The organism is Ralstonia soli (assembly GCF_023955655.1).
In the GTDB taxonomy this organism is placed as follows: domain Bacteria; phylum Pseudomonadota; class Gammaproteobacteria; order Burkholderiales; family Burkholderiaceae; genus Ralstonia; species Ralstonia soli.
The window spans coordinates 129,177-144,181 of sequence record NZ_JAMXHT010000001.1; the positions used below are offsets into that span (position 1 = coordinate 129,177).

Consider the following 15,005-nt stretch of genomic DNA (forward strand, 5'->3'; position numbering starts at 1 on the left):
GGTCACATATTGGGGTAGTTTGGCCCGCCTCCCCCTTCAGGAGTGACCCAAACGATGTTTTGTGTCGGATCTTTGATATCGCAGGTTTTGCAGTGCAAGCAATTCTGCGCGTTGATAACAAGCCGATCACTCCCGTCATCGTTTCTCGCGAATTCGTAGACGCCAGCAGGACAGTAGCGGCTCTCGGGACCTGCGTACGTTCTCAAGTTTACGTCTACTGGCACCCCTGAGTCGCTCAGTGTTAGATGTGCCGGCTGGTTTTCCTCATGGTTCGTATTTGAAATAAAAACTGATGATAGCCGGTCGAATGTTAGCTTGCCATCAGGCTTTGGATAGTTGATTGGCTCACTCTGGGCGGCTGGTTTCAGCATCTCGTGATCCCAGTGTTTGTGGTGGAGCGTCCACGGTACGTTGCCGCCGAACAGTTTCTGCTCAATGCCTACCATCAGCGTGCCAAGGTATAGACCTTTGCTCATCCATTGCTTGAAGTTGCGCGCCTTGTACAGTTCGGTATGCAACCACGAAGCCTTGAACGATGCTGGGTAGGCGGTCAGCACGTCATTTTGGCGGCCGGCTTGCACTGCGTCGAATGCGGCGTCCGCTGCTAGCATGCCGGTCTTGATGGCAGCGTGTGTACCCTTGATGCGTGAGGCGTTCAGAAAGCCTGCATCGTCTCCTACCAACGCACCCCCCGGGAATGCGAGCTTAGGCAGTGAGAGTAGACCACCTGCAGTAATTGCCCGCGCACCGTACGACAAGCGCTTGCCGCCCTCGAAGAACGTGCGGATCGCCGGGTGCGTCTTGTAGCGCTGAAACTCCTCGAACGGTGACAAATACGGGTTCGAGTATCCGAGGCCAACGACAAACCCTACCATCACCTGGTTGTTGTCAATGTGGTAGAGGAACGAGCCGCCGTAGGTCTGTGTATCGAGCGGCCAGCCTGCGGTGTGGATTACGAGCCCGGACTTGTGTTTCGCCGGATCGATTTCCCACAGTTCCTTAATACCAATGCCGTATACCTGCGGATCCGACGATTCGCGCAACTTGAACTTGTCCTGCAGATGTCGGCCAAGATGGCCACGCGCGCCTTCGCAGAACAGCGTGTATTTTGCGTGCAACTCCATTCCGAGTTGGAAGTTTTCTGTCGGCTTGCCGTCCTTGCCAATCCCCATATTGCCGGTGGCGACACCCTTCACCGAGCCATCGTCGTTATACAGCACTTCGGCTGCCGGAAAGCCTGGGAAAATCTCCACGCCAAGCGCTTCCGCCTGCTCACCCAACCAGCGCGTGAGATTCGCGAGGCTGATGACGTAGTTGCCGTGGTTCTTGAAGTTGTCTGGCAGTGCCCAGTTCGGTACGGCCCTCGCGTTGTCTTCTGACAAGAATAGGAAGCGATCTTCAGTAACTTCGACGTTAATCGGCGCCCCTTTTTCCTTCCAGTCGGGTATTAGTTCGGCGAGCCCACGAGGGTCCATCACCGCGCCTGACAGGATATGAGCACCGACTTCAGAGCCCTTCTCGAGAACGCAAACGCTGACTTCGGAGTTCAACGATGCGGCACGTTGCTTGAGACGGATCGCCGCTGACAATCCGGCTGGACCACCACCGACGACTACAACGTCATACTCCATTGACTCTCTTACTTGAGTCTGGAAGCCGGTCTCAACTGCCATAAATATACAACTCCGTCCGTGAATAAGATTTGTGAGGCGGCATTAAGATTGCACGCTGTAGCTAAATGCGCTTTTGATTTAAGGCGCTAAGCTTAATGCAGTGCCTTAACAAGTTCTGGTACAACCTCGAATAGGTCGCCCACGAGACCGTAGTCCGCCACACTAAAAATGGGTGCGTCAGCGTCTTTATTGATCGCTACGATGACGTGGGAGTCTTTCATGCCGGCGAGATGTTGAATCGCGCCCGAGATGCCAATTGCGATGTAGAGGCGAGGCGCGACAATCTTTCCTGTCTGCCCAACCTGATAGATATTCGAGGCATAGCCGGCGTCGACCGCTGCTCGCGATGCACCGACCGCTGCATTCAATGCATCGGCGAGAGGCGCAAGTACCGACTCGAAGTTCTCTTTGCTTCCGAGCCCGCGCCCACCTGCCACAATTACGTTAGCAGTCGTGAGCTCCGGGCGCTCGAGCTTGGCGGTCTCACGGGAGAGGAAGTGAGTAAGCTCCGAGGCGGGTGCCGCAGCAATTGTATCGAGAGCGGCGTTTCCACCTTCCCTCGCTGCGGCATCGAAAGCGGTGGAGCGAACTGTGATGACTTTGATCGGGTCGAACGATTGGACAGTTGCGATAGCGTTGCCAGCATAGATCGGGCGCTGGAACGTATCCGCAGAATCGACGGCGATGATATCGCTGATTTGGGCGACGTCGAGCTTTGCTGCGATACGAGGCAAAGCATTTTTGCCATACGCCGTCGCAGGTGCAAGTACGTGGGTATAGCGGTCTGCGACGCCGAGTACGGTCAACTCAATATTTTCGGCTACGCCGTCCGCCAATTGTGGCGCGTCTGCTAGCAGAACCTTTGCTACGCCCGGGATCTTTACAGCGGCACTAGCCACTGACTGCGCATTGTGGCCAGCCACCAGAATGTGTACATCGCCACCGATTTTCTGCGCGGCGGTTAAGGTGTTAAATGTGGCCGGATTCAGCGTCGTGTTGTTGTGTTCAGCAATAACAAGAATCGTCATTTCATCAGTCTCCGCAATTTCTCAAAGGACTTTGACTTCAGTCTTGAGTTTTGTCACGAGCGTTGCGACGTCGGACACTTTCTCCCCTGCCGAACGTTTCGGCGGCTCATTCACCTTGAGCGTCTTGAGGCGAGGCTTGACATCAACGTGCAATTCATCAGGTGTCGTAACTGCCAGTGGCTTTTTCTTCGCCTTCATGATGTTTGGCAGCGTAACGTAGCGAGGCTCGTTCAAGCGCAGGTCGGTCGTCACGAGCGCGGGGAGCGTCAACGCCAATGTTTCTGCGCCTCCATCGACTTCGCGTGAGACGGTCACTTTGCGACCCTCGACAACCACTCTTGATGCAAAGGTCGCCTGTGGCATGCCAGCGAGAGCTGCAAGCATTTGGCCCGTCTGATTCGAGTCATCGTCGATGGCTTGCTTGCCGACAATGACGAGGTCTGGCTCCTCTTCTTGAACCAGTGCATGTAGAAGTTTCGCGACGGCCAGCGGTTGCAGTTCGTGTTGCGTTTCCACGAGGATGGCGCGGTCGGCGCCCATGGCGAGTGCGGTACGTAGCGTCTCCTGGCATTGGGAGACACCGCAGGACACGACAAGAACCTCGCCTGCCGATCCGGCTTCCTTCAAGCGCACCGCCTCCTCAACGGCGATCTCGTCAAAAGGATTCATAGACATCTTTACCGCTGCAATGTCCACGCCTGTGTTGTCTGACTTGACGCGAACTGCGACGTTGTAGTCGACAACTCGTTTTACTGCTACCAGAACCTTCATCCTGACCTCCGATCCATCGATGATTGGGTGACCCGATGTCCACGTTTTGCTATCAGCGGTGGGCGTTCGCTCGTCTGTGAACCAGCCGGTCGGGCCGCTCTTCACCTGTACGCCGACCAACCTTGGGTTGCTCGAAGTCCTCCGAAGCCCGCGCGCCACGTTGATGTTGGGTCCGTTGACTGCGCCAGAAAAACTGCTGATAATAAAAAACTGACCACCTAGTATATATCGTGAAATTTGTGGCATGCAAGAAGGGGGCCGACTTGCAGCCACTTCACGCGGCGCTGTGTTTCCCGGCGTATGGGCTTGCGTGCCAAGCAAGGAAGTGTGCAGGGGGCAGAGGAGGAAACTTTTGACTTTGAGGCCAGTTGGTGCATACTGACCGGAGGGTCGAATTATTCTGCCTGGCGGTCGTAATTTTGTGCGCGTGACTCTTTCGCGGGGAAGGCGTGCGCGAAACATCGCACGGGCGACCGGGAAGGCAAGGGCAAACCCTAGCGTGTCGGAATGAAGTCGTGGCGTGGGGCGGCGGGTCGATGGCAGCGTGACGGGCGATCTATTCGGATGGAGAGATAAATGCATATCGTAGTAACACTGAAGCAGGTCCACGACCCCAATACTCCAGCGGAGCGTTTGGTACTCGGCGTGGATGGTAAGTCGCTGACGGGTCCCGCTGGCATGAGTGATGTGGCGAACGGGTATGACGTCAACGCCGTTGAAGAGGCACTCAAGGTACGAGAGGCGGTCGGTGGATCGGTTACCGTTTTGGGCGTCGGAGGCGAGACGCTAAAGGGACATCTTCGCCGTGCGATCGCGATGGGTGCCGACAAGGCGATTCACGTAGAAGGGACTGGCGGTATCGACTCGGACCCGACTCAGGTTGCCGCGCTTCTAGCCGCAGCTATTCGAACTCTGCAGCCGGTGGACCTCGTGCTTTGTGGGCGGCAATCATCTGATACAGATAATGGGCAGGTCTTGTTCCGCCTCGCTGAGCAACTTGGGTTTAGCGCGTTGTCGCCTATCAAGCAGATGCTTGAAGTTACGGCGGCTTCAGTTTGTGTCGAGCGGCTGACTGATGACGGTATTCAGCGAGTTCGATCGGCCTTGCCTGTCTTGCTGGGTATTTCGAATGAAGCGAATAAGCCTCGCTCGCCCTCGCTCAAGGGGGTCATGAGTTCCAAAAAGGCTGAGATTCCAACGCTTACGCAGGCAGATCTCGGTGTTGAGTTGCCAGCGCCGAGTATGGCCCTTCGGCGAATCTATTTTCCGGAGGTTGGCGTCGGACGCGCTGAGATTGTTTCGGCTGTGGATGGGGCGGCATCTGGTCGGGCCCTTGCCGACCGGTTGCACGAGGAAGGAGTGATCTGATGGCTGGCGTTCTGTTTTTTGGTTGCACTGCGAATGGCGCATTGCTCCCAGGCACACAAGAGGTCGCGGCGGCAGCGCTGCAACTCGCGCAGACTTTGGGCACATCGGTGGCAGCCGCTATTCTCGGCAGCGACATCGAGAAAGCTGCATCTACGTTGGGCGAGATGGCTGGGACAGACGTCTACTATGTGGATGACGTGCGACTCAAACCATATCTTGGCGACGCGTACATCGCTTCGGCACAGTCCATCATTGACGCAGCTTCGCCAGACTTTATCCTTTTCCAGCAGACCTCTGAAACCAACGAGTGGGTGCCGCGGCTAGCGGCGCGTTTGGACGCAGCACTGGTCACTTCGTGTAACAGTATTGTCGTCGGTGATGGCGGACCCATAGCGACGAAGCCGGTGAGCGGCGGAGCTGCAAATGCCGAGTATGTTTTTAACCGGCCGTTGCGCATGGCCATCCTCGCACCGGGTAGCTATGAGCCGTGCGAGCAGCAGGGCGGGGCGGGCACCCTTCATAGAATCGCCGCACCGGAAATCAATACTCGTGTCGAGGTATTGGAGGAGATTCCCGATCCGGTTGGTGCCGGTCCGCAGTTGAAGACTGCACGGGTTGTCGTGTCGGGTGGGCTCGGTATCGGCAGCAAGGAGAATTGGAAGCTGATCGATGACGCAGCGGCCGCGTTGGGTGCCGGGGTTGGCGGCAGCCGAGCCGTGGTGGAACTCGGCTGGATCCCACCTTCGAAGCAAGTTGGATTTAGCGGTGTAAAGATTCGGCCGGAAGTCTACTTCGCTGTTGGAATTTCGGGCGCGGTGCACCATCTCGCGGGCATCTCAGGCGCCAAAACTGTGGTCGCAATCAACAATGATCCAGAGGCGAACATCTACCGAGTAGCGCGGTTTGGTGTCGTCGGTGATGTGAAGGATGTTCTCCCCGCGTTTGTGGAGCGGGTGAAGGAACTGCGCTCCCAAAATGTTTAAGTGTGGCCATGGAAACGACATCTAAGCACGTGATTGTGGTGGGTGGGGGTGCTGCGGGTTGTGCTGCTGCTTTGGAAGCCGCCAGCGCCGGATTGCAGGTTACCCTGATCGACGAACATCCCCAGGAAGTATCGGCCATGAGTCTTGACGCGCCGTACTTCTACGGTGCTCGACTCCCGTCGGTCCTGTCGGATCAGGGTCTTGTCGCAGAGCGGGTACTGGGTTCCAATGAGCCGCTAATGGAGTGCCTCGAGGCAGGTGTCGACATCGTCACCGGCACTGCCGTATGGGGTAGTTTCCGTCCTAGCAAAAACAATACGTATCAGAAAGGCAACCAGATCGGGCTTGCCGACGCTGAGCGCAGCTGGCTGCTTGACTACGACTACTTGGTTATCGCCCCTGGCTCGCGCGATCTTGTCTTGTCGTTTCCAGGTTGGAATCTGCCAGGCGTTCTGGGCGCCAATGGTGCGAGCGCCTTGCTTTCGCGCTATGAGGCACTTGGGGGCGGAAAGGTCGTAATCCTCGGTAGCGGTAACTTGGCCTTGCGAACGGCCCAGTTGGCGCTCTCAAAAGGCGTCTCTGTCGCCGCTATCGTTGAAGTTATGCCGGCGATACAGGGCGACGAACGGTTGGCCGAGGAACTCAAGAAAGCAGGCGTCGCTTTTTATCTTTCAACGGCTGTCCGTCGAGCTATCGGTGAAACTGAGGTTAAAGGAATCGAACTCGTTGGCCTGGACGACTCGAGTCAACCGATCGACGGAAGCATCATTGATATCCCATGCGACACTATTTGCATGGCGTTCGCTGCGCTGCCGAACATTGAGTTTGCGTCAATCACCGGCTGCAAAACCGAGTTCAATCGCGCGCTTGGCGGTTGGGTGCCCGTTGTAAGCGCCAACATGCAAACGAGTCTTCCGAACGTGTTCGTCGTGGGCGATGGGGCTGGATTGACGGAGAGTATGTTGCTCGATCCCGCCGACGCAGAAGCGCAGGGTCGCCGAGCTGCACAATACATCGCGGCGAGCGCCGGTGGCGATGGGGCTTTGCCGGTCGATGCAGAGCCACGGATCACGTCCTTCAGTGTGGCGGCTAACTATCCGCCAACCGAATGGCTAGAAGCATTTGTGCGTGTGCAAGGTTTAGACGTTACCGTGTGCCAGTGCGAAGAGGTCTCTCGTCGGGAATTGCTCGATGTCAGCCCCCCGGGCTACCTGAAGGCAGAAAACCGGATCCCATGTGGCGGTCTTGCGGGACTCTCTGACGTTGGGAAGTCGAGTCAAGACCTTGTGAAACGACTAACTCGAGTCGGGATGGGCCACTGCCAGGGCAAGCGTTGTCGCGATCAGTCGTCCATGCTGCTGGCGAAGGCAGCAGGCAAGGCTTTGGAAGATATCACTCCCGGATCCTATCGCTGCCCGGTGCGCCCCATCCCTCTGCAAGTCATTGCGGACTACAACGAGAGTGAAGAGATGCGCGCCGGCTGGTTGTACTGGCCTGCTCCGCCAATCGACCACGAATGATGCGAACGAAGTTCAGTTGGTCGGTGTAGTAAGGGACGGTGCGAATGAATATGCAGAGGAATTTCATGGAAACCGCTGACGTAGCTGTTGTGGGGGCTGGGGTTGTCGGGTTGTCGACCGCATACTGGCTCGCAAAGGCCGGGGCGAAGGTCGTTGTATTGGACAAGGGTAAGGCTGCTTGGGAAGCGTCGGGTCGGGCCAGTGGGTATTTGAGCTTGCGTGGTGAAACCCCTATAGAAGCCCGTGTTGCTGCCGAAGCGGAGCGAATCTGGAATACCTTGGACGACGAACTCGGGTACGTGACCGAGTGGTGCCCTAAAGGCCGTCTGTGGGCAGCATTCCCGTATGAATGGGAAGACATGCAGGCAACATATGCGGCGTTCTGCAAGACGGATTTCCCGTTCCGGCTGATTGATGGAAAGGAAGCGCGAGAGTTGCTTCCCTATCTGAGCGAAACGGTCGTTGGAGGTATTCATACCACTCATGGTGGCCATGCCAACCCGCAGCGCACGGCGCAGGCGTTTGCGTGGGCGGGGCGCGATCGTGGCGTGGTGATCATGGAGAATTCCCCCGTACTATCGATCACGACATCGGGTGGTGCAATTACGGGTCTCAAGACGCCTGGCGGTGAAATTTCCACGCCGCGTATTGTGAACTGTGCGGGTCCACAGGCTGGCATGATTGCGGAAATGATCGGCGGTTATGTGCCGGTCGCTGCGGCTAGGCTTGAAGCAATGGTTTCTGCGCCTTTGCCACCTATGTTCACTTTTGCAATGATTGGGAACGGCGTGTCGGTACGTCAGACTCATCGTGGAAATCTCCATTTCAACGGAGGTCCACATGAATGGATCGACGTTGACTTGACGTCGGAGCCGGAGAAGCCGACTACGCCAATCATTCGCAACGCTGCTAGACGAGTGGCTGAACTGCTGCCATCAGCAGCCAATGCTCCGCTTCTGCGCTGCTGGGGTGGTGTTATTGATCTGACGCCCGATCATTCAATTGTCCTTGACAAGGTCGACGGGCCGGAAGGCATGTTTGTGGCGCTCACATCGGGTCACGGTTTTGGTTTGTCGCCGGCAATCGGAAAGGCCATGGCTGAGCTGACGCTGACAGGGGAAAGCAGCATCCCGATCAAAGAACTGGGTCTGTCGCGATTCGCGAAGCTGCCACGAGATTGGCGCAAGCAATTCAGGTGGGACGCAGGGAACTGCAATACCTGATGGTTAGTAAAAGCATCAACGGCCAAGCATCGGGTCTTGGCCGTTTTGCGCCGTGCACTAGCGGAAACCGGAATGCCGTCCTGGTGAGCGATGTCGCTTGACGGCCGGACCTTTTGCCAAGTGAAAGTCGGGGAGAGGCGGCCCCGAGGGCGATGCTGTCCCGTGCGTCATAACTTGCGGCTTGGGGCAATGAGCCATGCTTGGTCGTATGGGTAATGGCTTTTCGGGCCTGTATAATCGTCGAAGTACTGCAGATTCTCGCCTGGTGCGGCATTTCAGCCAGTCTCATGCGATTGTCGCCTGACGTGCGAGGCCCATTCGTCTTCCGACTTTACCCACTGCGTCCCCGCGCGGAGATTCACTCGCCTATGTTAAGAGATGCAGCGCGGCTTCGCAGGCCGCAGGAAGAGATTGCTTCGCGTTCGCCGGAGCAGTACACCGTCCCTTGGCATTCAGCGATGTTCGCGCCCATAGGGGCATTGTCGGGGGTGGCAGGCATCGTCGCACGGCTTCGAACTGCGATTGATCTGGGTTTCCTAGAAGATGGGGAATTGTTGCCGAAGGAGGCCGCACTAGCGGGCCAACTTCGGGTGAGTGCTTTTGCCTTGCGCGAGGCTCTGGCGGAACTGCGCGCAGAGGGATTGGTCGAGACGCGTCCGGGCCGAGGGGGGGGGACGCTAGTTCGCCGCCGCTCGACGGTTGTGCACCAGAATGCCCTGCGCTTGCTTTGCGATATGTCCTCAGTCTCGCTACGGGACCTTGCTGACTGGCGCGGTATGTTGCTTTCGGAGTGTGCAGGGTTAGCTGCGCGTAGATCCTCAGCGGCAAACCGCCGCAGATTGTTCGAGTATGCCAAGAGCATTAGAGGAGCAAAAACACTGACCGATGCAAGCCGAGCGCATGCTAGGTTTGATGTCGAACTTGCCTCGGCCGCGCAGTCTGTGCGGTTGACTTCGGCTCTTCTGGAAATCTATGAGAAGTACGCGTGGCTCTTTGGGCTTGCGCATGAGGACGAAAAATACCGAACCGGGGCTCAGCGGACGCTACAACAGATAACAGAGTCGCTCGAAGCCCGTGACGAACAGCGAGCGACCTCACTTGCGAGGTCGCTCGCATCCGAAACGTTTGATTATCTTGTTCGTCTTCGCCTGCAAGCTATAGCCGAGCAAGCGGTCTAGATGATATGGCAACGAAAAACTCTGAACTGAAGAATACATGCGCGAGCATAGCTGGCCAAATTGGCCGATTGCTCGACGAGACATTTTCGCAATTGGAGGCACTCGCCGCTAGCTATCGAGAGGACCTTGAACTGTTGTTAGAGACTGACGGGGTGATCGGGGCGAGGGATCTTCAGCCGGGTAAACAACGTATGGTCCGCGCGCTTGCCAATGCACATCCGATCGTCTCGAGCATGGGAGTCGTGATTGACACTGGTGTGACTAAAGCTTTGCCGCATTGGGTTGAGTGCATTGAACGTGGCGCCGATGGCGAAATCTATACGACAAAAAACGGCGTCATTCCATGGCGTGGCGCGTTCTACGATTATCTAAATGCCGATTGGATGAGTCTGCCTCGAGAAGGTCATCGTCGAGTTGCCGTAGGGCCATATGTCGACCTTGATCGCTATCTGTTGACCTTGTCTTGTCCGATCCAGACAGAAGAACGGTTTCTTGGCGTAGTCGTAGGCGATTTTCTGCTCGATGACTTCGAGCGACTGCTTGCTCCGCTTTTAAGCAAAGTTGATGTCGACGGTGGCGTGTTCAACAGTGAACATCGCGTCTTGGTGTCCAACAGTGCTACTTTTCCGGTGGGGGAACTCGTCGCGACGGCGAGGTTAAAGGGGAAACGGTACCCGTGTGGTGACGTGGGTTGGTACGTTGGCATTGCCTAGAAGCAATGCTTGGCGAGAGAAATATGCGGGCGATTGCCCGCATATTTCTTACTGGATTGTCCAGCCACCATCAACCACGAGAGAGTGACCATTCATGTAGCCCGAGTAGGGCGATGCCGCGAACATGATGGCATTGGAGATGTCGTCGGGTTGGCCTTTGCTTCCAGCAGGGACACGCTTTAGCGCATCAGGGTTGACGCCCACGCCGCGCATGGGGGGAGCGTCATCGGCAAGAATACGTGTCGAGTGCTTTCGCATTTCGGTTTGAATCATGCCGGGGCAGACTGCATTAACCTTGATGCCTTTCGCGGTCAAGTCACAAGCCATTTGGCGTGTAAGCCCGATCACACCGAATTTCGACGCGGTATAAGCCAAACCATCCGCACCGCCGACGATGCCCCCGACAGAGGCAACGTTCACGATGGTGCCGGTACCCCGCGGCATCATATTTTTCAGGACCGCCCGACTCATCAGGAACGTTCCCCTCAAATTGGTATTGAGGACCTTGTCCCACAGCGCAGCGGACGTCTCATTGACACCCGCGAATCCGTCAAAGATTGAAGCATTGTTGACCAACACGTCAATGCGACCGTATTTGGCCACGATTCTTGCGGTCACATCTTCAATCATGGCTTCGTTTTGCACGTCGGTTTTGACAAACTCCACCTTGAGATTTTCTTTTGCAAGAGAGGATACGACATCGTCACCCTCATCCTCGAGAAATCCAGCGATAATTACGCTCCCGCCTGCTCGAGCAAATGATTCCACCGTTGCTCGGCCAATCCCGGTCTCGCCGCCGGTTACCACAATAATCTTGTCTTTGAAATCAAACATTATTTACACCTTAAAGTCGAACGCGTTCAATTACATGCCACGGAGATTTCACTCATGCGCGTGTTTGACCACGATCAGCCGTGGCCGACGATGGATTTCACTTCGAGATACTCTGTCAGGCCATAAGCACCCGCTTCGCGACCGTTGCCAGATCGCTTGTAGCCACCAAACGGCGCGCGAACGTCAAAGTCCGGGCAGTTGACAAAAATAGATCCCGCACGCAGGCGTCGCGCAACCCGTCGGGCACGCTCGATGTTTCCAGACGAGACGTAACCTGCGAGGCCGTATTCGGTTGCGTTTGCAATCTCGACCGCCTGATCTTCGCTGTCGTAGGGAATCATCACCAGAACTGGGCCGAAGATTTCCTCGGAGGCGATCTCCATATCGGGAGACACGTCGGCAAAGATCGTCGGCTTGATGTAAAAGCCACGTTCGAGGCCTTCGGGGCGCCCGGGACCACCAGCGACAGCGCGCGCGCCGGCGGCAACGCCACCTGAAATGAGTCGCTGGATCTTTTCAAACTGGACGCGATTCGCAACCGGGCCCAACATCGTTTTCGGATCCGAAGGGTCGCCGACAGTGTGCTTGCGTGCCTCGTCCGCAGCAATTTCTACAGCTTGTTCGTATTGATGGCGCGCGATAAGCATCCGCGTTGGTGCGTCGCAAGTCTGCCCGCTGTTCCCAAACAGCGCGCGTACGCCGGAACGAATCGTGAAATCGAGATCGGCATCATCAAAGATAATGTTTGCAGATTTGCCGCCGAGTTCTTGCGTGACTCGCTTTACGGTATCGGCAGCTGCTTTGGCAACAAGGATGCCTGCACGCGTAGAGCCAGTGAAGGACACCATATCAATCCCCGGGTGACGGGAGATCGCTTCACCAACCGTCGGTCCATCGCCGTTCACCAGATTGAATACACCAGCTGGAAGGCCGGCTTCCTCTAGGATTTCAGCAAAGATAGTCGCATCGAGCGGCGCAATCTCGCTGGGCTTCAATACGATAGTGCAGCCGGCCGCCAGAGCATAGAGCACCTTACATACAACCTGGTTAAGTGGCCAATTCCACGGCGTAATAAGCCCAACAACACCGATAGGTTCCTTTGTAATTCGAGTGGTGCCAACTTGTTCTTCGAATTGATAGGTCCTCAGTATGTCGATGACGGTTTCGGTATGCAGTTCGCAAGACGCTACTTGCGCTTCGTTGGCGAAAGTGATCGGGCAGCCCATCTCACGCGAAATTAGGGATGCGATCTCTTGATGACGTCGCTGAAGGATTGGTAGAACGCGCTCAAAGAACGCAATCTTCTCCTCCGTCGAAGTTTGCGAATAGCTGGGAAAAGCTTGTTGAGCAGCCTTTACCGCACGATCCACATCGGCTTGCGTCCCCATCGAGATGAACGCAGTCGGTTCTTCCGTAGCTGGATTGATGACGGCTGCTGACCGCGGTTCGATAGGATCGACCCATTGACCCGCGATGTAAAACTTCAAGAACTTATCCATGGTTGTCTCGTGAACTATGGGAACTGGGAAAGAAGGCGCACGCTTCTCAATCTCAAAGCTGCGAGGCGCCAGGGAGGCCGAGAGCTGACGTCAAAGCGTGGCCAGCTTAGGAAGCATGCCGCTGTAATCTACGTCAGCAAATATTTGAAAGCAAGTATTATGAAGTGGATGCCCATCCAGTGGGCAAGGTCGCCCGGTGTCGGGTGCTCAAGAGCGAGGAACCCATCGTTGGCCTCAATGTACTCGATGGTCAGATTTTTGTCCGCATGATTCAGTTCCGCGGCGATGCCGTCGATGCGCGGGTGGCGTCACTTGGGGGGGGCGGACCCTGGCTAAGGGGCTTCCTATGGAACCCATATTGGGGAAACTACCTATGCTCGATGAGCCCCCTATGGGGCTCTGTTGGGATCTTTCGTTCAAAAAAAATAGTACTGAGTAGTCAATTTTACAGTACCATTGGTCTAAACAATGTCCGTGTCGTTCTTGTTACGAATATGAAAGACTTCAAATTGAGCGACCAGATTTTCGACTACATCGTCATCGGGGCTGGCTCTAGCGGGTGCGTGGTGGCCTCTCGGCTCTCGGAGGATCGTGACGCTACAGTGCTGCTCGTCGAGGCCGGTCCGGAAGACAAAAGCTGGACCATTGACATGCCCCTCGCAGTCGAAAGTCTCGTCTCTGGAAGGGAATTTAATTGGCAGTACGTCAGCGAGCCGGAGAAACATCTCGCTGGGCGGCAAGTCGACCATCCGCGGGGTAAGGTCCTAGGAGGATCGTCCTCAATTAACGGAATGGTGTACACGCGAGGCAACGCCCTTGATTACGATGGGTGGGCTGAGACCTATGGCTGCGCTGGGTGGGCCTACGCAGATGTTCTTCCCTATTTCAAGCGTTCGGAGACGTTTTGCGGAGAGGGGAATGACTATCGGGGGCGCTACGGTCCATTGCGAGTGACGCGACCGGATGTGGCTAAGGATCCGCTTCAGGCGGCTTTCATGGAGGCTGGAAAACAAGCCGGCTATCCAGCGACTGATGACTCCAACGCATATCAGCATGAGGGCTTCCACCCGAGCGAATGCACGATCTTCGGCGGACGCCGGTGGAGTGCTGCGCGCGCGTACCTGTCGCCGGACGTGCGACGTCGCACGAATCTTGAGATTCGCACCGAGACCTTAGCGGAACAAATTGTCTTCGCGGGACGCAAAGCGACAGGCCTTCGAGTTCAAAAGAATGGCCAAAGCAGCCTTGTTGCCGCCCGCAAGGAGGTCATCCTTTGTGCGGGCTCAATTGGCTCGGCTCAACTTCTGCAACTCTCAGGCGTGGGACCTTCCGATGTGTTGCGTGCTGCGAATGTCGACGTGGTGCATGAATTGCCAGGGGTTGGCGCGAACATGCAAGACCATCCGGATATCACGCTGCAGGTCGAATGCCGCCAACCGCTCGGTCTCGCCGCATTCACGAAGTTTCCGCGCAAGCATTTGGTGGGCGCGCAATGGTTTTTGACGAAGACTGGGGTCGCGGCGAGCAATCAGTTTGAAGCGGCCGCCTATATTCGGACCAAGGCAGGAGTTCGCTATCCCGATTTGAAGCTGGAGTTCTTGGGGCTGGCTTTCGCACCCGACACTTTTTCGCCATACCCAGGCCACAGCTTTCAAATTCATATGACGTTGATGCGCGCCGAAAGCAGGGGGCGGCTTGCGATCAAGAGCAACAATGCCACCGACAAGCCGTGCCTCACATTCAACTATCTTGAGGCAGAGGCTGACCGCGAGAGCTTCAGAAATGCTCTGCGTCTAACGCGCGAGATCGTTGAGCAAGAAGCGTTTGATCCCTATCGAGGGAAAGAACTGGCACCCGGCAAGGATGTTCAGACCGACGAACAAATTGATACGTGGGTCGCGTCTCGCGTTGGCACTGCCTACCATCCGTCTGGGACATGTCGCATGGGTCCAGCAACTGATGAGGGGGCAGTGGTGGAGCCGAATCTAAAGGTCCGGGGGCTGGAGAACGTCAGAGTTGCTGACGCATCGGTTATGCCCCTCATTGTGGCTGCAAATACAAATGCTCCGTGCATCATGATTGGGGAAGTGGCTTCGGATCTCATCCGTAATCGCAAGCTTCCTCCCGAGCCCCGACCCCATTTCGTTGCGGAAAATTGGGAGACGTCGCAGCGGTAGTGCGCTTTGCGCTGCACTAAGTCCGGTGTGTCCGCCGG

The 15,005-nt window shown here is 56.3% G+C and carries 12 protein-coding genes; 7 read left to right on the plus strand and 5 right to left on the minus strand.

The genetic code is table 11. The features are described from left to right. Positions 1 to 2: 2 nt before the first annotated feature. The 3 genes from NG900_RS00575 to NG900_RS00585 form a co-directional block, all read right to left on the minus strand. A complete protein-coding gene (locus NG900_RS00575) occupies positions 3 to 1,673 on the minus strand; it encodes an electron transfer flavoprotein-ubiquinone oxidoreductase (protein ID WP_252675668.1) in 1,671 nt (556 codons plus the stop codon). 92 nt (positions 1,674 to 1,765) lie between these two features. Continuing rightward, positions 1,766 to 2,701, minus strand: coding sequence for an electron transfer flavoprotein subunit alpha/FixB family protein (locus tag NG900_RS00580; protein WP_252675669.1), 936 nt, complete (start codon positions 2,699 to 2,701; stop codon positions 1,766 to 1,768). 21 nt (positions 2,702 to 2,722) lie between these two features. Continuing rightward, complete coding sequence (locus NG900_RS00585) at positions 2,723 to 3,472, minus strand: electron transfer flavoprotein subunit beta/FixA family protein (RefSeq protein WP_252675670.1); 750 nt, start codon at positions 3,470 to 3,472, stop codon at positions 2,723 to 2,725. Positions 3,473 to 4,048: 576 nt separating this feature from the next. Between NG900_RS00585 and NG900_RS00590 the strand changes: the two genes are divergently transcribed. The 6 genes from NG900_RS00590 (at position 4,049) to NG900_RS00615 (ending at position 10,457) form a co-directional block, all read left to right on the plus strand. Then, positions 4,049 to 4,840, plus strand: coding sequence for an electron transfer flavoprotein subunit beta/FixA family protein (locus NG900_RS00590; RefSeq protein WP_252675671.1), 792 nt, complete (start codon positions 4,049 to 4,051; stop codon positions 4,838 to 4,840). Further along, on the plus strand, positions 4,840 to 5,823 hold the full coding sequence (locus NG900_RS00595; protein WP_252675672.1) for an electron transfer flavoprotein subunit alpha/FixB family protein: 984 nt from the start codon (positions 4,840 to 4,842) through the stop codon (positions 5,821 to 5,823). Before NG900_RS00590 ends, NG900_RS00595 begins: the two co-directional genes overlap by 1 nt. Positions 5,824 to 5,831: 8 nt before the next feature. Further along, the gene (locus NG900_RS00600) at positions 5,832 to 7,343 is read left to right on the plus strand and encodes an FAD-dependent oxidoreductase (RefSeq protein WP_252675673.1); all 1,512 of its coding nucleotides are present in this window, start codon (positions 5,832 to 5,834) and stop codon (positions 7,341 to 7,343) included. Between the two features lie 65 nt (positions 7,344 to 7,408). Continuing rightward, positions 7,409 to 8,566, plus strand: a complete 1,158-nt coding sequence (locus NG900_RS00605) for an NAD(P)/FAD-dependent oxidoreductase (protein ID WP_252675675.1) — start codon at positions 7,409 to 7,411, stop codon at positions 8,564 to 8,566. A 458-nt stretch (positions 8,567 to 9,024) separates the two neighbouring features. Next, on the plus strand, positions 9,025 to 9,744 hold the full coding sequence (locus tag NG900_RS00610; protein ID WP_252676872.1) for a FadR/GntR family transcriptional regulator: 720 nt from the start codon (positions 9,025 to 9,027) through the stop codon (positions 9,742 to 9,744). 5 nt (positions 9,745 to 9,749) lie between these two features. Beyond that, positions 9,750 to 10,457, plus strand: a complete 708-nt coding sequence (locus NG900_RS00615) for a PDC sensor domain-containing protein (protein WP_252675677.1) — start codon at positions 9,750 to 9,752, stop codon at positions 10,455 to 10,457. Between the two features lie 48 nt (positions 10,458 to 10,505). Here NG900_RS00615 and NG900_RS00620 read toward each other — a convergent pair whose 3' ends face one another. Both NG900_RS00620 and NG900_RS00625 read right to left on the minus strand, forming a co-directional pair. Next, on the minus strand, positions 10,506 to 11,291 hold the full coding sequence (locus tag NG900_RS00620) for an SDR family NAD(P)-dependent oxidoreductase (RefSeq protein WP_252675679.1): 786 nt from the start codon (positions 11,289 to 11,291) through the stop codon (positions 10,506 to 10,508). 74 nt (positions 11,292 to 11,365) lie between these two features. After that, positions 11,366 to 12,790 carry an aldehyde dehydrogenase family protein gene (locus tag NG900_RS00625; RefSeq protein WP_252675681.1) on the minus strand — a complete coding sequence of 475 codons (1,425 nt, stop codon included), beginning with the start codon at positions 12,788 to 12,790 and terminating at the stop codon, positions 11,366 to 11,368. A gap of 494 nt (positions 12,791 to 13,284) precedes the next feature. Between NG900_RS00625 and NG900_RS00630 the strand changes: the two genes are divergently transcribed. Next, the gene (locus tag NG900_RS00630) at positions 13,285 to 14,967 is read left to right on the plus strand and encodes a choline dehydrogenase (RefSeq protein WP_252675683.1); all 1,683 of its coding nucleotides are present in this window, start codon (positions 13,285 to 13,287) and stop codon (positions 14,965 to 14,967) included. The last annotated feature ends 38 nt before the right edge of the window (positions 14,968 to 15,005 follow it).